Genomic DNA, 15,450 nt, shown 5'->3' with positions numbered 1-15,450 from the left:
TGGGTCGGAGGCGTCCCGGGGCCCGGCGCCGGGCGGGTGGCGGCCGGCTGCCGGGCCCGGGGACCGCGCCGAGCCCCGTCCCCACGGGTTCGGCGGCCGGGGGCCGACTCCGCTCAGACGGCTCCCGGATTGCTTGAGTTAGGCAAGCACATTTGGATTACTTGAGTCAAGCAAGCGAGATGATTTGCTTGAGTTAGGCAACCAGAACGGTAGGCTGGGGTCATGCCCCCGCGCGGCCGGCGGTGCCGCCCGCCTCACCCGCGGTGGTCGAGCCGGAACGGGCCCTCGCCCAGGTCGCCCACCTGGGCGCCTGTGCCCGGCGGCCCGACCGGCTGATCGCCATGGCGGGCGTGCCGCTCGACCGGGCCGCCGTGCGACCCTGCGTCGGATCTGCTCAGGGGGAGCGTGGCGGCGGCCGGATGTGAGCCGGGACGTACCGCCGGGTACGGGTGACCGCTACCATCCGGATGCGGCAAGGGTGCCGTGCGAGGGCCGTCCCGCCGAGGGGGGTGCGGTAGGCGCACGCGGTAACTTACTTGAGTTACGCAATGAGATGGTAAAGTGGGTCACATGTCCACCGAACCCCTGCCGTTGCCCTCCACCGCGACTCCGGAAGTGATCGAGATCGAGCGCGCGCTCACTCGCATCACCTACCTGAGCACCCGCGCCCGCCAGCACGACCGGCTGATGACCCTGGCCGGCGTTCCCCTGGACCGCGCCGCCGTGGCGCTGCTGCGGCAGGTCGCCGACTCCGAGCCGCTGCGGCCGGGGGAGCTGGCGCAGCGGCTCGGCGTGGAGGCCTCCCATGTGACCCGCACGGTGCAGCAGCTCCAGAAGTCCGGTTACGTCACCCGGGTCCCCGACCCCGACGACGGGCGGGCCCAACGGATCCAGCTCACCGAGGCCGGCCGCGCGGCCGTCGGCCGGGTCCGGGACGCGGGCGCCCGGGGGATGCAGCTGGCGCTGGCCGACTGGTCCCCGGACGAGCTCGGGCAGCTCGCCGCGCTCTTCCACCGCATGGTCGACGACTTCCTCTCCTACTCCATCGAGGACGAGACCGAGCAGCCGGCCGCGGCCCCCCGCGCCTGACCCTCAGGATGCGCCCGACCCTGAGGACGCGCCCGATCCTCAGGCGCGGGAGCCGGCCACGGGCGACGGAGCGGTGGCGGGGACCGGCTCGCGCAGCCCGCGCAGCAGGAACCAGGCCACCACCGGCGGTATCAGCAGGGGGAGCAGACCGGTCCGCAGGGACGTGGCGTCCGCGAGCAAGCCCAGGGCCGGCGCGGCCGCACCTCCGATGCTGACCGTCAGCCCCAGAGTGACGCCGCTCGCGGTGCCCACGCGGCCGGGCAGACAGTCCTGGGCCAGCGTCACATGCAGCGAGAACGGCACGTACAGGCCGGCCGAGGCGAGCGCGACGAACAGGTACAGGGGCGGGCCCGGGACCAGGACCACGCCGGCCACCGCGAGCACCGTCACGGCGTACGAGTGGCGTACGACCCGGAGCCGTCCCCAGCGCCCGGCGAGCCGGCTCCCGGCCAGCGTCCCCACGGCGCCGCCCGCGTAGAGCACGCACAGCGCCGCCGTCCCCGCCGCCGCCCCGCCTCCGGTGCGCGCACGGACGTACAGCGGGACGAACGTGCTCAGGCCGACGAAGACGACCGAGCGGCACACCACGGCCCCCGACAGACGCAGGAACGCCGGCCAGTCGTCGCGGCCCACTCCCTCCGTCCCCTCGGCCGTCACCGCGACGGACCCGGCCCGGCCGGCCGCCGAGCGCACCGCGGCCGCGCACAGTGCCACGCCCGCCAGGGCCGGCAGCCCCAGCAGCGGCGAGGCGCGCAGACCCCAGGTCGCGACGACGGCCGCGACCAGCGGCGGGGCGAGCGCGAAGCCGACGTTGCCGCCGAGCGCGAACCAGCCCATCGCCGTGTGGCGGCCGTCCGAGGCGGCCCGCGCCGCCCGCGCGGCCTCGGGGTGGTAGGCGGCCACCCCGATCCCGGACACGGCCACCGCCGCGAGCGTGAGCGGGTACGAGCCGCCGATCCCGCTGACGGCGACCCCGGCACCGGAGGCCGCCGCCGCGAGCGGCAGCAGCCACGGCATCGCGAACCGGTCGGTCAGCACGCCGAACAGCGGCTGCGCCACCGACGACAGCAGGGAGGCCGCCAGGACGATTCCCGAGGCGGCGGCGTAGGAGTAGGCACGCTCGGCGACGAAGAAGGGGACCAGGGCGGCCACGGCTCCCTGGTACACGTCCACGCAGGCGTGCCCCAGGGACATCAGGGTGATGGATCGGTTTTTCGGCACGCTGCGATCGTCACGGCCCGGGTGTCTGTCGCGCTTCCGATAATCTGCCGCCTTGTGCCGCACATCCGCCACACACCGACCGCCCCCACCCGGGTCCAGCCGCTTGGCGCGGGCCGGAGCATCGACGCGCACCGGCACGACGACCACCAGATCGTCTACGCGGGCTCGGGTGTCCTGGCCGTCACGACCGACGCCGGCACCTGGTTCGCACCCGGCACCCGCGCGCTGTGGGTGCCCGCCGGAACCACGCACGCGCACCGGGCGTACGGCCGGCTCGACCTGCACCTGGTGGGCCTGCCGGCCGACGACAACCCGCTCGGTCTCGACGCGCCGACCGTCCTCGCCGTCAGCCCGCTGCTGCGGGAGCTGATCCTCGCCTACACCCGCTCCCCGGACGACCCGGGCCCCGAACGCGTCCGCCTGCTCGCCGTGCTGCGCGACCAGCTGCGCGCCTCCCCGCAGCAGCCGGCCCGACTGCCCGCCCCCGCCGACCCCCGGCTGGCCGAGGTCTGCGCCCTCGTCCACGCCGACCCCGCCGACCAGCGCACCCTCGCCGCCCTCGGCGCCGCCACCGGTACCGGTGAACGCACCCTGAGCCGCCTCTTCCGCCGCGAGTTCGGCATGACCTTCCCCCAGTGGCGCACCCAGTCCCGGCTCTACCACGCCCTGCGTCTGCTGGCCGACGGCACGCCCGTCACGACGGTCGCCCACCGCTGCGGCTGGTCCTCCGCCAGCGCCTTCATCGACGTGTTCCGCAGGGCGTACGGGTACACCCCCGGCCGGCACCCGGGGCGGGCCCGGGACCTCTCCTAGACGCGCACGAAACCGCCGGTCCACTCGTCCTTGTCGAGGCTGTACTCGTCGATGACGAAACAGTCCGGTTCGTCGGCGAAGCCCGGCAGCAGCCGGGCGCGGCGCCTGCGCTCCGCCGCCTTCTCGGCGGTGGAGTACACGCCGAGCAGCTTGGCGTCGTCGCCGTCCTCCTCGTCGACGTGCACCGTCTCCCCGTCGAGATGCAGGGTCGACCCGCCTTCACCGGCTTCGTTCCGATGCCCGATGTGCCACAGCAGATAGACGGTCATCCCGACAGGCTATCGCCGACCGCCGCCAACCACGATGCGCCCCGGCCGAGTTGGGGGAGCCCGGTCATGGGTACAGCCTCGCGACCCCGCCTCCGGAGTTCCGCTTACCCTCCAGTAAGGTCGGGCGCCAGGTCATCAGAGGAGGAACCGTGTCCCGGTCCGAACGCTCACCCCTGCTGCTGGCGGGCCTGCTGGCCGGCATGGGTGTGGCCCACTTCGCCGTTCCGCGCCCGTTCGACGCGATCGTCCCGCGCGCGCTCCCGGGCTCGCCCAGGGCCTGGACGTACGCCAGCGGTGTGGCCGAGCTGGCGCTGGCGGCGGGAGTCGCTCTGCCACGGACCCGCAGGACGGCCGCGCTGGCCGCGGCCGGGCTCTTCGTCGGCGTCTTTCCCGCCAACGTCAAGATGGCGTGGGACTGGCGGCACCGCCCCGCCCCGCTCAAGGCCGCAGCCGTGGCCCGGCTTCCCTTCCAGGTGCCGCTGGTGCTGTGGGCCCGCAACGTCGCCGACGGCGCCGGCGCCGCGAAGATCACGGAGGGACGGTCATGACCAAGGCCCTGGAGACCGGCGACCTCGTCGAGGACTTCGCGCTGCCGGACGAGACCGGCACGGTGCGCAGCCTGACCGACCTGCTCGCCGAGGGGCCGGTGGTCCTCTTCTTCTACCCCGCCGCCCTCACCGCGGGCTGCACCGCCGAGGCCTGCCACTTCCGTGACCTGGCGGCCGAGTTCGCCGCCGTGGGCGCCCGGCCCGTCGGGATCAGCGGGGATTCCGTCGACCGCCAGCAGGAGTTCGCGGGCCGTCACTCGCTCGGCATGCCGCTGCTCTCCGACGCCGACGGGGCGGTGCGGGAGCGGTTCGGAGTGAAGCGCGGCTTCTCCCTCGCCCCCACCAAGCGGGTCACCTTCGTCATCGCGCAGGACCGCACGGTCCTGGAGGTCGTGCGCAGCGAGCTGCGGATGAACACCCACGCCGACCGCGCCCTCGACGCACTGCGCGCCCACCGCGCCTGAGCCACCGAAGGACGAGGGCCCGAGGCCCGGAGACCCGGGCCGGCCGGGAGCGCCGTGCGCCCCGGCCGACCCGTCGCGGTTGATGCGCCGCGACAAAGGGACCATTCTGGACGACATGGAGCATGTCGTCGCTGCGGCGGTCATCGATGCTCACGGCATCGTGACGGGCTGGAGCGAGGGTGCCCGTCAGCTGACGGGCCACGCGCCCGAGGAGGCCGTGGGGCAGGCGGTGACCGGCCTGCTCGCCGAGCGGTTCCCGCGGCTCCCGGCGCGGGCGTGGACCCGGCCCGTCGTCGTACGCCACCGCGACGGCTCGGACGTCACCCTGACCGTCACCGCCTGCCCGGTGCTCGGCCCCGACGGTCGGCCCGCCGGCTGGACCCTCACCGCCGCCCGGCTCTCGGCCCCGGAACCGACCCTCGCGGGGTGGGCCTTCCAGCAGGCGTCCATGTCGATGTCCGTCTTCGACCCCGACCAGCACTATCTGCGTCTGAACGAGGTCGCCTGCAAGGTCATGGGCGTCTCCGAGGACGTCCTGCTCGGCCGCCACTTCCCGGACACCGTCCAGGAGGCCGAGCACAGCCGCGGCTTCAACTGGCACCTTCGCCAGGTCGCCGAGACCGGCCGCCCGATCCGCTACGAGAGCTGGACCGGCGCCCCCTCCCTCAACCGGGAGCACGCGTGGACCACCGAGATGTGGCCCGTGCGGGAGCCCTCGGGCGAGGTCGTCGGGGTCGCCCTGGCCGCCTTCGACAGCACCGAGCAGTACCTGGCCCGTCAGCGCCTGGCCCTGCTGAACGAGGCCGCGGCCTCGATCGGCACCACCCTCGACATGGTGCGCACCACCGAGGAGGTGGTCGATCTCCTCGTTCCCCGGTTCGCCGACTTCGTCAGCGTCGACCTGCTGGACTGGGTCCTCGGCGCCGACGAACCGCCACCCGTGCCGGAGGGCGAGGTCGTGCTGCGCCGGGTCGCCCACGGTTCCGCCCACGAGGGCACCCCCGAGGCGGCGGTCCACCTCGGCGAGACCGACGTCCACCCGCCCTTCAGCCCGCCCGCGCGCGCCCTGCGGGAGGGGCGCGCCGTCCGCCTCCAGGCGGGTGAGCCCGATTTCGTGCGGTGGCTCGCCGAACGCAACGCGCGCGCCCCCGAGGGAAGCCGCCACCGGACCGGCGTCCACTCGGTGATCTCGGTGCCGCTGCGGGCCCGCGGCACCATCCTCGGCGTCCTGGTCGGCGTCCGTATCGCCCATGTCGACGACTACGAGGCCGACGACGCCGTCTTCGCCGAGGAGCTCGCCAGCCGGGCCGCCGTCTGTATCGACAACGCCCGCCGTTTCGCCCGCGAACGCACCACCGCCCTCGCCCTCCAGCACAGCCTGCTGCCCCGGGGCCTGCCAGGACAGGCGGCCGTCGAGGTCGCCCACCGCTATCTGCCCAGCGGCTCCACGGCCGGCATCGGCGGCGACTGGTTCGACGTCATCCCGCTCTCCGGCAGCCGGGTCGCCCTCGTCGTCGGCGACGTCGTCGGACACGGCATCCCGTCGACGGCGACCATGGGCCGGCTCTGCATGGCCGTACGCACGCTCGCCGACGTGGATCTGCCGCCCGACGAACTCCTCACCCACCTCGACGACCTCGTCACCCACCTCGCGGCGTACGACGAGGCGGGCGAGGATGTCGCGGAGCTCGGCGCCACCTGCCTGTACGCCGTCTACGACCCGGTCAGCCGCCGCCTCGACCTCGCCGCCGCCGGACACCCGGCCCCCGCCCTCGTCCTGCCCGACGGCACCGCACAGCTGGTCCGGATGACCCCCGGGCCCCCGCTCGGGGTCGGCGGGCTGCCCTTCGAGGCGGTCGAACTGGAGCTGCCCGAGGGCGCGGTCGTCGCCCTCTACACCGACGGTCTGATCGAGGACCGCGACCGCGACGTCGACCGCGCCACCAGCGAGCTGTGCAGCGCCCTGACCGTGCCCGCCGCCTCGCTCGACGCCCTCTGCGACACCGTGCTCAAGGCGGTCCTGCCGGAAGAACCCAGCGACGACGTCGCCCTGCTGCTCGCCCGCACCCGGGCGCTCGGCGCGGACCAGGTCGCGGCCTGGGACGTGGAGCCGGACCCCGCCCAGGTCGCCGCCACCCGCCAGGCGGCGACCGAGCAACTGACCGCGTGGGGCCTGGAGGAGACCGCCTTCGTCACCGAACTCGTCGTCAGCGAACTCGTCACCAACGCCATCCGCTACGGCGCACCCCCCATCCGGCTCCGCCTGATCCGCGACCGCAGCCTCATCTGCGAGGTGTCCGACGGCAGTTCCACCTCCCCGCACCTGCGCCGCGCCCACGCCTTCGACGAGGGCGGGCGCGGCCTGCTGCTGGTCGCGCAGCTCACCCAGCGCTGGGGCAGCCGGCAGACGGACCGGGGCAAGACGATCTGGGCGGAGCAGTCGCTCGAGCCCGAGTGATCAGAACTCCTCGTGCACCTCGGGGTCGCCGCCCAGGCGCCGGTGCGGACGTTCCGCGATCGCCGCCAGCTGCGCCGGCCCGAGTTCGAAGCCGAAGACGTCGAGGTTGGCGCGCTGCCGCTCGGGACTGGACGACTTCGGGATGGGGACCGCGCCGAGCTGGAGGTGCCAGCGCAGGACGACCTGGCCGGGCGTCACGCCCAGCGCCTCGGCGACAGAGACGACGGCCGGCTCCTCCAGCAGCGTCGAACCGCGGCCCAGCGGGCTCCAGCTCTCCGTGCGGACGCCCTTGGCCTCGTGGAAGGCGCGCAGCTCGTCCTGCGGGAAGAGCGGGTGCAGCTCGATCTGGTTGACGGACGGCAGCACGCCGGTCTCCTTCTCCAGCCGCTCGATGTGCTCGGCGGTGAAGTTGGAGACACCGATGGACCGGACCAGGCCCTCCTCGCGGAGCTTGATCATGGCCCGCCAGGAGTCGACGAACTTGTCGACGCGGGGAAGCGGCCAGTGGATCAGGTACAGGTCCACGTAGTCGAGGCCGAGCCGCTGCCGGGACTCCTCGAAGGAGGCGAGGGTCTCCTCGTAGCCGTGGTGGCGGCCGGGCAGTTTCGTCGCCACCACGAGCTCCTCGCGCGGCACCCCGCCCCGGGCCACGCCCCGCCCGACCCCGCTCTCGTTGCGGTAGTTCGTCGCCGTGTCGACGAGCCGGTAGCCCAGGCCGAGCGCCTCGGCCACCGACCGCTCCGCCTCCGCGTCGTCCATCGGCCAGGTGCCCAGGCCCAGGGCCGGGAGCTTCGTACCGTCGTTGAGCGTGTGCTCCGGGATGTTGCTCACCAGGGGACCTTTCCTCGGCTGTGTCGTCCGTGTCGTCCCACCAGCCTCACCGATGACCCGGGGATCGATCAACCGGAGGTCACGGGGTGGACCCTCCGACTCCGCCGGGGGCGGCCGAGGCCCTGTCGCCAGGCCGTCCATTCGCTGTCACGATCTTCCCGGAGCCGTGACGGACGACGAGTGAAGACGAGCGGAGCACGCATGACGACGCACAGCCGGGCCACCCCCTTCGACGACCCGACGGCCGAGGAGGCCGCACGGGCGGCCGGAGTGGAGGTGAAGCCGGTCGCCGGACACATCGGCGCCGAGATCGAGGGCGTAGACCTGGCCGCGGGACTCGACGACGCCCAGGTCGCCGTGGTCAGGGCGGCGGTGCTGCGCTGGAAGGTGGTGTTCTTCCGCGGGCAGCACCTCGACCACGCGGGACATGTGGCGTTCGCGCGACGGTTCGGCGAACCCGTCGTCCTGCGCAGGCGCGGCGGCGCGTCACCGGCGGACTTCCCGGAGATCGAGACGACCGCCGACCGCCTCGAACTGGGCGGGAAGTTCGGCATGGAGCACGAGGAGTGGCTCCGGCGCCGCCGGCACACCCTCCTGCGCGGCTGGCACTGCGACCACGGCGCCCGCGTCGACCCGCCGGCCGCGACGATCCTGCGGGCCGAGACCGTACCGCCCTACGGCGGTGACACGACCTGGTCCAACCTGGCGGCCGCCTACGCCGGACTCTCCGCCCCCCTGCGGGAGTTCCTGGCCGGACTGCGCGCCGAGCACCGGCTCGGCGTCGGCTACCAGCCCCGCCCCGGCGACGACGCGTACGTCCGCCATCTGCTCGATCACCAGGTCGCCTCGGTGCACCCCCTGGTACGCGTCCACCCCGAGACGGGGGAACGCGTGCTGTACGTCAACGGCTACTACGTCGAGCAGATCACCGACCTCTCCCGCGCGGAGAGCCGGGCCATCCTGGACATGCTGCTGGAGGAGGCGACCCGCCCCGAGTACACGGTCCGCTTCCGCTGGGAGCCGGGCAGCGTGGCGTTCTGGGACAACCGCGCCACCATCCACCTCGCGCCGAGCGACAACGCGCACCTGCGCTTCCCCCGCACGATGCACCGGGTGATGCTCACCGGCGAGATCCCCGTCGGCGTGGACGGCAAGCCGTCCGAGCCGGTGACGGGAACCGAGCCGGGCCGCTGGTGAGGGCCCTCACGCTCCGGTGCCGGGCCGCCATCCCAGCGCCGGACCCAGCTTCGTCGCCATGTCGGTGAGGATCTGTACGTAGTCCTCGTGCCCGAAGGTGAACGGCAGGGCGAAGGCGACCTCGTCGATCTCACGGAACGCGGCGTGGGCGTGCAGCCGTTCGGCGATCTCGTCCGAGGTGCCGACCAGGTCCGGGGCGAACAGCAGCCGGGCCGGGCCCTGCGGCGAGGCCGTACGGGGGAGCCGCTTCGCCGCGAACTCCTCGTACCTCGCGCGCTGTTCGGGCGAGGCGGAGTCGGTGGGGATGACCACCAGACCCTGCGAGACCCGGGCCGCCTCGCCGTCGGGGTGGGCGGCGCGGAAGGCGTGGACGTGGGAGAGCTGGATCTCGGCGAAGTCCCTGGTGTCGTCCGGGCCTTCGGCCTTGACCACGCTGCTGGTGAGGAAGTTCATGCCGTGTTCCCCGGCCCACCGGGCCGAACCCAGGCTGCCCCCGCCGTACCACAGGCGGCGGCCGAGACCGGGGGAGTGCGGCTGCACCACATCGGAGAACACCTCGAAGCCCTCGACCCCGCTGAAGTCGGTGGCGGACTTGCCGCGTACCAGGTCCAGCAGCCGCCGCACCCGTTCGTAGCCGAAGTCCTCCGCGTCGGCGGTGTCCGGGTACAGGGCCTCCTTGACCTGCTCGTAGTGCATCGGCGGGCCGACGCTCACCCCCGGGTTGAGCCGGCCCCCGGCGAGGATGTCGACGGTGGCCAGGTCCTCCGCGAGGCGCAGCGGGTTCTCCCAGCCCAGCGGGATGACCGCGGTGCCGAGTTCGATGCGCCGGGTGCGCTGCGAGGCGGCCGCGAGGACGGCGACGGGGGAGGATATGCCGTACTGGAGGTGCCGGTGACGCACCCAGGCGCTGTCGAAGCCGAGCCGTTCACCCAGCTCGATGATCTCCAGCGTGGTCTCGTGCCCCCGGCCCGGATCGTCCGCGTCGAACAGCCCGATGGTGAGGAAGCCCAGCTTGCGCAAGGGGCGTGAGGTCGACGGCACGGGGGCTCCTCCATCGTTCGGCGGCGTGTACGGCCGTTCGGCGGTTGTCGGCGGTGGTCGGGGTTGTCGGTCGATGGCCGCGAGCGGCCCTCTCAGGCCAGCGGGATCGTGACCTCGTCCTCGACCGGCGGGTTCAGCTCCTGGGCGCGGTTCCCGGTGGCCGCGAAGCAGCGCAGCCGGACCGACTCCGGGGTGACGTCCAGCCGCAGGAAGCACTTGAAGAACGGCGGGCTGTACGTCACCGAACTCGGCGAGAAGAGCTGGGTATAGATCTTGCGCACCGGCAGCCGGAGCCGTTTTCGGTGCTCCGGGCGGCTCCCGGTGCCCAGCAGACCGGCCAGCAGCCGGATCCGCCGTGTCACCCTGACCTCCGGGCCCGGGGCGCGGGTCGGCGGGATGCCCAGCCGTTCGGCGACCACCGCCTGGGCCTCGCTCTCGGTGAGGGCGAAGAACCGGCGCAGCCGCAGCCGGCGCCCGTAGAGCCGGCTGTAGAAGGCGAGGGAGTCGCCGCGCAGCGGATAGCAGCGGAAGTCCCGCTCGGTGACGCCGGCGACGGACACCCGGGGGATGGTGTGCGTGGCGTGCATGAAGGCGCCCCCGCCGCCCGCGACCACGTACTGGAGCGTCCGCCCGTCCGCCAGCCGCACCGGGTAGCGCTGGTAGTTGTGGATGTCGCCGCCTATGGCCGCCACGTAGTGGTGCTCGGGCGCGCTGACGATGTCGTCCACGGTGCCGCCGCCCTCGATGGGGCACGGGTGGTGCTCACCGTCGACGTAGAGGGGCGAGCCGGTCACGAGGATCTTGGGGCGCGGGCCCTGCGACACCGCGCGCAGCCACGCACCCTGTTCGGCGTCCAGCGTGCCCAGCAGCCCGGTGTCGATGCCGATGATCCGCACCGGGCCGGCGTCGATCGCCCAGTACGGACCGGGCTGCACCGCCTGCTGGCCGGTCGCGGACCTCAACGCGCGTGCCTCGGCGAGGCGTTGACCGTCGTGCGCCCGCGGCCGGTGCCACAGCAGGGCACGCAGCCGGGCGCGGCTGAGCAGGCGTGGCGCGGGCTCGGCGGGCAGGGGCGGGGCATCGCCGCAGAAGACCCGCATGAACGCGCCCAGGTCCTCGTACCAGTCGTGGTTGCCCGGTATCGCGTAGATGGGCGCCGGGTAATCCCGGTAGGGGCGGAAGAACTTGGTGCCGTAGTCGTCGGCGCTGCCCACCGGATAGATCACGTCACTGGCGAGCACGGCGAAGGACGTGCCCTGACTCGCCCTCAGAAAGCCGGGTACGACGGCGTACTGGGGATCGTCACCCTCACCCGTGTCACCGATGACCATGAAGGAGAAGTTGTCCGGGTCCGTCCGCCGGATCACCCTGTCCTCGGGTGCGCCGGCCGCCGCACGCTGCGCCACCAGGCGGCCGCGGGTACGGCCCGTCGGGTCGCCGAACCACGAGGCCAGCACGCCGTTGCGGGCGGCCCACAGCATGCTGGGGTCCAGCCACGAGATCTTCTCGGTCCGGTCCGGCATGAGCTGCCGGTACGCGCCTCGGTCGGCGCCGACCCAGCCGGCGCCTTCGGCGGTATCGCGTGAGGAGTCAGACACCGGTGCACCGTAGCAATGATCCACAGTGCGGCAGGAGTCCACCCGGCCGACTTCATGCACCGGCATCTAATGCCCTTGACACTTTCCGGGGCCGACCACGTAGGTTGAAGCGATCTGTCACGAAGGGCGGAGGCCCCGATGCGCGCACCTGGCACGACACCGCACGGTGTCGGCACGGGCACGCGGCTGATCACCCGACGGCATGTCGACTACTGCCGTACCGCCTCCGCCTTCTGTCCTTCCGCACGCCGCTGACCCCCGCCGGCCCGTCGGGCCGGTCGACTCGTCGTGTCTCCGGAAGGAACTCCCGTTGTCCGGTCCCGCCCTGCGGCTCGCCGTCGAACTCGACGGTGACGGCGCCCACCCCGCGGCCTGGCGCCGCGCCGCCCACTCGCCCGACCACCTGCTCACCCCACGCCGGGTGGCCCGCGTCGCCGCCGCCGCGGAGAACTCCGGGTTCACCCTGATCACCCTGGCGGACGGCGCGCTGCCGCCCGGCGGCACCCCCGACGTCGTCGGCCGCATCGGGGCGGTCGAGCGGGCCGCGTTCCTCGCCGCGTCGACCAGTGTCATCGGTATCGCGCCCGTCGTGCCGGTCACGTACGCCGAACCCTTCCACGTCTCCAGCCAGTTGGCGTCCCTGGACCACATCTCGGTCGGGCGCGGCGGCTGGGTGGTGGGCGAGGAGGAACGTCCCGAGGCGGCCCGGGTCTGGGGCCGGCCGCACGTCGACGGCGAGGCCGCCCGGGCCCGGGAGTCCCGCGATGGGGTGGAGGTCGTCCGCGCCCTGTGGGACTCCTGGGAGGACGACGCGGTCGTCCGTTCCGTCGCCACCAGCAGATACCTCGACCGCGACCGGCTGCACTACGTCGACTTCACCGGCGACGCCTACGCGGTCAAGGGCCCGGCCATCGTGCCGCGGCCGCCCCAGGGCCAACTCGTCGTCCTCGGCCGGCCCGACCGCGTCCCCGCCGGGCAGCTCGACGTCGCCCTCGTCGAGGGCCGCGATCTCACCGCGGTCGCCGCGGCCGCCGCCGGCGCCGGAACGCCGCGCGTCTTCGCCGAGATCGAGGTCGCCCTCGACACGGCCCACGCCACCGCCGAGGAGCGCGTCGCCGACCTCGAACAGCACGCGCCCTGGACCGACCGGGGACGGCTGCGCCACATCGGCTCCGCCTCCGGACTCGCCGTCCTGCTCGGGCGGTTGCGGGGCGTCGTGGACGGCGTACGCCTGCACCCCCTCGTGCTCGACGAGGATCTGCCGGAACTGTCCCGGCTCGTCCTGCCGCACCTCTTCGAGCGGCGCCTCGCCCTGCGCCCGCTGCCCGGCGCGTCCCTGCGTATCCACCTGGGCCTGGAACGCCCCGCCAACCGCTACGCCGCCGGCCCGGACCTCGAGGCCCTTCAGGAGACCCGATGACCCGCACCGACCCCCTCGACGTCCCCCGGCCGGACGCCCGACTGCACTTCGGTGTCTTCTTCCAGGGCGTCAACCACTGGACCATCTGGTCCGACCCGGCCAGCGGCTCCCAGATCGACCCCGCGAACTTCCGGCAGGTCGCCCGGACCGCCGAACGGGGCCTGTTCGACGCGTTCTTCCTGGGGGAGGGGCTGCGGCTGCGCGAGGTCGACGGACTGATCCACGAACTCGACGTCGCCGGCCGGCCCGACGCCATCACCCAGCTCGCCGCGCTGGCCGCCGTCACCGACCGGATCGGCCTGGTGAGCACCTCCAACACCACCTTCAACGAACCCGCCGACCTGGCCCGCCGGCTCTCCGGACTCGACCTGCTCTCCGAGGGCCGCGCCGGCTGGAACGTGGTGACCACCGACAACGCCTGGACGGGCGCCAACTTCCGGCGCGGCGGCTACCTCGACCACGCCGACCGCTACCGGCGTGCCGAGGAGTTCCTCACCGTGGCCCGCGCCCTGTGGGACGGCTGGGCCGACGGGGCCGTCTCCGGCGCGGCGGGCGCCCCCGCCTGGGCGGCGCCGGGAGCCGTGGGCCGGGTCCGGCACCGGGGGGCGCAGTTCGACGTCGACCTCGCCCCCACCCTGCCTCGCAGCGGCCAGGGCCACCCGGTGATCTTCCAGGCCGGGGACTCCGGCGAGGGACGCGACTTCGCCGCCCGCAACGCCGACGTCGTCTTCTCCGCGCACGGCAACGACTTCGACGACGCGCTCGCGTTCGCCCAGGACCTGCGGCGGCGGCTGCTCGCCGTCGGCCGGCCCGAGGACGACCTGCGCATCCTGCCCGGCACGGAGATCATCATCGGGGCGACGGAGGCGGAGGCGCTGGAGAAGAAGCGTTGGATCCGTCTCCAACAGGTCACCCCGGCAACGGCGTTGGGTGTCGCCGGGCTGCTGTGGGGCCTCGACCTCTCGGACCGGGACGCCGACGGACCGCTGCCCAAGGAGGACCCGGTCGTCGCCGAGAACGACGGCTCCTTCGGCGCCCGGCGCCTCGCCGACCCGCGTACGGTGGTCGCCGAGTGGCGCGAGAAGGCGGAGGCACACGGCTGGTCGCTGCGCGAGACCGTCATCGCCCTCGGACCGCAGCGCGGGCACGTCGGCACCCCCTCCGGGCTCGCCGACCGGTTCGCCCACTGGGTGCGGCACGGAGCCGTCGACGGTTTCAACGTGACGCCGTACCTGATTCCGGACGGCCTCGACGACATCGTCGACCTGCTCGTCCCGGAACTCCAGGAACGCGGCGTCTACCCGACGCGGTACACGGGCAGGACGCTCCGTGACCACCTGGGCCTGCGTGAGCCCCTCACCCACCGCTCCACGACCGACGGACGGCAGGCGGGCTGACCGTCTCCTCCGCCGTACCGGCCCGCCCCGCCCGGGCGGGCCGGTTCCACTCGCCGTCGCCGAGCACGAGCAGCGGATCGAACATCACCACCACCCCGGCCAGCAGCAGGAAGATCACCGGACCGATCAGCATCGGCAGCAGCAGCGAGGTGGGGCTGTCGCCGGCCCACGACGAGGTCGCGCCGTGCACATGGACACTGACCGCGGCCATCGCCGTGTAGTGCATCCCGGACACGGCGACGCCCATCACCAGGCTGGCGCCCAGGCTCGTCAGGAACCCCCGGATCGTGACGGCCGCCCACAGGGCGGCGGTCGCGGCCACCACGGCGATCAGCACCGAGAGCACCACCGTGCTCGCTGTGTACTCGATGGCGCCGTTGAGCTGGAGGGCCGCCATGCCCAGATAGTGCATGGCGGCGACTCCGAGGCCCGTGACGACCCCCGCGAGCGACAGCGACGCCCGGCCGGCGCCCCGGTAGCCCACGATGAACACACCGACGCCCACCACCACGACCGCGACCGCGAGGCTGAGCACGGTCAGGCCGACGTGGTAGCCGATCCGGGTCTCCTCCACCTGGAAGCCGATCATGGCGATGAAGTGCATCGTCCAGATGCCACAGCCGATCGACGCGGCCCCCAGCGCCAGCCAACCCGGCTTCCACGAACTGCTGTTGAGCAGCGTCCGCACGATGCAGCGCAGCCCCAGCGCTCCTCCCATACAAGCCATCACAAAAGCCGCCACCGGGGTCACCACCCCGTACCGGAATCCGTCTATCGTGCCTTCCATCATCAACTCCCCCCAGAGTGACGACTGTTCGTGAGAAACGTGTCTACGGGTAAGGGAGTGGTAAAGCAAGCGTTTCCTGAGAGTCGAGGACCACGAGCACGCCGCGGCCGTCGACTCCCCGGCTGTCACCGGAGCGTGAGCGGGGCCTCGGACGCGCGGCGGGTCGGCTTCTCCGGATCGCGGACGCAAGTGGGGCCGCCGTGACCGCACATGGGCGCCCTCGTCCGCCCGGCCGTGGGGACGGCGGGGCCGGTGCGACCGTCGCGAAGCCGGTGAGGACGGCGGCCGACCGGGCAACCCGCCGGCGCCCGAAGCGT

The 15,450-nt window shown here is 73.4% G+C and carries 16 protein-coding genes; 10 read left to right on the top strand and 6 right to left on the bottom strand.

Features of this window, described 5'->3' with window-relative positions:
* The first annotated feature begins 263 nt into the window (after positions 1 to 263).
* Positions 264 to 425, top strand: a complete 162-nt coding sequence (locus ACFVYS_RS20345; protein WP_389503811.1) for a hypothetical protein — start codon at positions 264 to 266, stop codon at positions 423 to 425.
* Between the two features lie 145 nt (positions 426 to 570).
* Complete coding sequence (locus tag ACFVYS_RS20340) at positions 571 to 1,089, top strand: MarR family winged helix-turn-helix transcriptional regulator (RefSeq protein WP_389503809.1); 519 nt, start codon at positions 571 to 573, stop codon at positions 1,087 to 1,089.
* Positions 1,090 to 1,128: 39 nt separating this feature from the next.
* On the opposite strand, the gene ACFVYS_RS20335 is transcribed toward ACFVYS_RS20340, so the two are convergent.
* Positions 1,129 to 2,283, bottom strand: a complete 1,155-nt coding sequence (locus tag ACFVYS_RS20335; RefSeq protein WP_389503855.1) for an MFS transporter — start codon at positions 2,281 to 2,283, stop codon at positions 1,129 to 1,131.
* 81 nt (positions 2,284 to 2,364) lie between these two features.
* Here ACFVYS_RS20335 and ACFVYS_RS20330 point away from each other — a divergent pair, with 81 nt between their 5' ends.
* Entirely contained in the window at positions 2,365 to 3,123 is a 759-nt protein-coding gene (locus ACFVYS_RS20330; protein ID WP_389503807.1) for an AraC family transcriptional regulator, read from the top strand.
* On the opposite strand, the gene ACFVYS_RS20325 is transcribed toward ACFVYS_RS20330, so the two are convergent.
* A complete protein-coding gene (locus ACFVYS_RS20325; RefSeq protein ID WP_389503805.1) occupies positions 3,120 to 3,392 on the bottom strand; it encodes a hypothetical protein in 273 nt (90 codons plus the stop codon). The two genes, ACFVYS_RS20330 and ACFVYS_RS20325, sit on opposite strands and share 4 nt — an antisense overlap.
* Positions 3,393 to 3,541: 149 nt before the next feature.
* Between ACFVYS_RS20325 and ACFVYS_RS20320 the strand changes: the two genes are divergently transcribed.
* The 3 genes from ACFVYS_RS20320 (at position 3,542) to ACFVYS_RS20310 (ending at position 6,862) form a co-directional block, all read left to right on the top strand.
* Positions 3,542 to 3,940, top strand: coding sequence for a hypothetical protein (locus ACFVYS_RS20320; protein ID WP_389503803.1), 399 nt, complete (start codon positions 3,542 to 3,544; stop codon positions 3,938 to 3,940).
* Complete coding sequence (locus ACFVYS_RS20315; RefSeq protein ID WP_389503801.1) at positions 3,937 to 4,404, top strand: peroxiredoxin; 468 nt, start codon at positions 3,937 to 3,939, stop codon at positions 4,402 to 4,404. Before ACFVYS_RS20320 ends, ACFVYS_RS20315 begins: the two co-directional genes overlap by 4 nt.
* A gap of 115 nt (positions 4,405 to 4,519) precedes the next feature.
* On the top strand, positions 4,520 to 6,862 hold the full coding sequence (locus ACFVYS_RS20310; RefSeq protein ID WP_389503799.1) for a SpoIIE family protein phosphatase: 2,343 nt from the start codon (positions 4,520 to 4,522) through the stop codon (positions 6,860 to 6,862).
* On the opposite strand, the gene ACFVYS_RS20305 is transcribed toward ACFVYS_RS20310, so the two are convergent.
* Positions 6,863 to 7,693 carry an aldo/keto reductase gene (locus ACFVYS_RS20305; protein WP_389503797.1) on the bottom strand — a complete coding sequence of 277 codons (831 nt, stop codon included), beginning with the start codon at positions 7,691 to 7,693 and terminating at the stop codon, positions 6,863 to 6,865.
* Between the two features lie 201 nt (positions 7,694 to 7,894).
* Here ACFVYS_RS20305 and ACFVYS_RS20300 point away from each other — a divergent pair, with 201 nt between their 5' ends.
* Positions 7,895 to 8,890 carry a TauD/TfdA dioxygenase family protein gene (locus ACFVYS_RS20300; protein ID WP_389503795.1) on the top strand — a complete coding sequence of 332 codons (996 nt, stop codon included), beginning with the start codon at positions 7,895 to 7,897 and terminating at the stop codon, positions 8,888 to 8,890.
* A gap of 6 nt (positions 8,891 to 8,896) precedes the next feature.
* Here the strand turns inward: ACFVYS_RS20300 and ACFVYS_RS20295 are convergent, their stop codons facing one another.
* Together ACFVYS_RS20295 and ACFVYS_RS20290 are read right to left on the bottom strand one after the other, a co-directional pair.
* Positions 8,897 to 9,931, bottom strand: a complete 1,035-nt coding sequence (locus ACFVYS_RS20295) for an LLM class flavin-dependent oxidoreductase (protein WP_389503793.1) — start codon at positions 9,929 to 9,931, stop codon at positions 8,897 to 8,899.
* Positions 9,932 to 10,023: 92 nt separating this feature from the next.
* Positions 10,024 to 11,529 (bottom strand): metallophosphoesterase family protein, encoded by a 1,506-nt coding sequence (locus tag ACFVYS_RS20290; RefSeq protein WP_389503791.1) that lies wholly within the window; start codon positions 11,527 to 11,529, stop codon positions 10,024 to 10,026.
* A 138-nt stretch (positions 11,530 to 11,667) separates the two neighbouring features.
* On the opposite strand from ACFVYS_RS20290, the gene ACFVYS_RS20285 reads away from it, so the two are divergent.
* Genes ACFVYS_RS20285 through ACFVYS_RS20275 form a run of 3 tightly spaced genes read left to right on the top strand, consistent with a single transcriptional unit; the run spans position 11,668 to position 14,346 of the window.
* Complete coding sequence (locus ACFVYS_RS20285; RefSeq protein WP_389503789.1) at positions 11,668 to 11,784, top strand: putative leader peptide; 117 nt, start codon at positions 11,668 to 11,670, stop codon at positions 11,782 to 11,784.
* Positions 11,785 to 11,839: 55 nt separating this feature from the next.
* Complete coding sequence (locus ACFVYS_RS20280; RefSeq protein WP_389503787.1) at positions 11,840 to 12,949, top strand: LLM class flavin-dependent oxidoreductase; 1,110 nt, start codon at positions 11,840 to 11,842, stop codon at positions 12,947 to 12,949.
* Positions 12,946 to 14,346 (top strand): NtaA/DmoA family FMN-dependent monooxygenase, encoded by a 1,401-nt coding sequence (locus tag ACFVYS_RS20275; RefSeq protein ID WP_389503785.1) that lies wholly within the window; start codon positions 12,946 to 12,948, stop codon positions 14,344 to 14,346. Before ACFVYS_RS20280 ends, ACFVYS_RS20275 begins: the two co-directional genes overlap by 4 nt.
* Here the strand turns inward: ACFVYS_RS20275 and ACFVYS_RS20270 are convergent.
* Positions 14,306 to 15,133, bottom strand: a complete 828-nt coding sequence (locus ACFVYS_RS20270) for an MHYT domain-containing protein (protein ID WP_389503853.1) — start codon at positions 15,131 to 15,133, stop codon at positions 14,306 to 14,308. The genes ACFVYS_RS20275 and ACFVYS_RS20270 overlap by 41 nt on opposite strands.
* Between the last annotated feature and the right edge of the window lie 317 nt (positions 15,134 to 15,450).

It is taken from the genome of Streptomyces sp. NPDC058295 (assembly GCF_042880655.1).
GTDB classification, from domain to species: Bacteria; Actinomycetota; Actinomycetes; order Streptomycetales; family Streptomycetaceae; genus Streptomyces; species Streptomyces coriariae.
The sequence above is the reverse complement of the archived record's forward strand: the minus strand, read 5'-3'. Positions and strand labels throughout refer to the sequence as shown.

Bases quoted from the DNA above. Each gene is read 5' to 3' on its own strand.
- ACFVYS_RS20340 (WP_389503809.1), top strand. From the start codon at position 571: ATGTCCACCGAACCCCTGCCGTTGCCCTCCACCGCGACTCCGGAAGTG.
- ACFVYS_RS20335 (WP_389503855.1), bottom strand. From the start codon at position 2,283: ATGTCCCTGGGGCACGCCTGCGTGGACGTGTACCAGGGAGCCGTGGCC.
- ACFVYS_RS20325 (WP_389503805.1), bottom strand. From the start codon at position 3,392: ATGACCGTCTATCTGCTGTGGCACATCGGGCATCGGAACGAAGCCGGT.
- ACFVYS_RS20315 (WP_389503801.1), top strand. From the start codon at position 3,937: ATGACCAAGGCCCTGGAGACCGGCGACCTCGTCGAGGACTTCGCGCTG.
- ACFVYS_RS20310 (WP_389503799.1), top strand. From the start codon at position 4,520: ATGGAGCATGTCGTCGCTGCGGCGGTCATCGATGCTCACGGCATCGTG.
- ACFVYS_RS20300 (WP_389503795.1), top strand. From the start codon at position 7,895: ATGACGACGCACAGCCGGGCCACCCCCTTCGACGACCCGACGGCCGAG.
- ACFVYS_RS20285 (WP_389503789.1), top strand. From the start codon at position 11,668: ATGCGCGCACCTGGCACGACACCGCACGGTGTCGGCACGGGCACGCGG.
- ACFVYS_RS20275 (WP_389503785.1), top strand. From the start codon at position 12,946: ATGACCCGCACCGACCCCCTCGACGTCCCCCGGCCGGACGCCCGACTG.
- ACFVYS_RS20270 (WP_389503853.1), bottom strand. From the start codon at position 15,133: ATGGAAGGCACGATAGACGGATTCCGGTACGGGGTGGTGACCCCGGTG.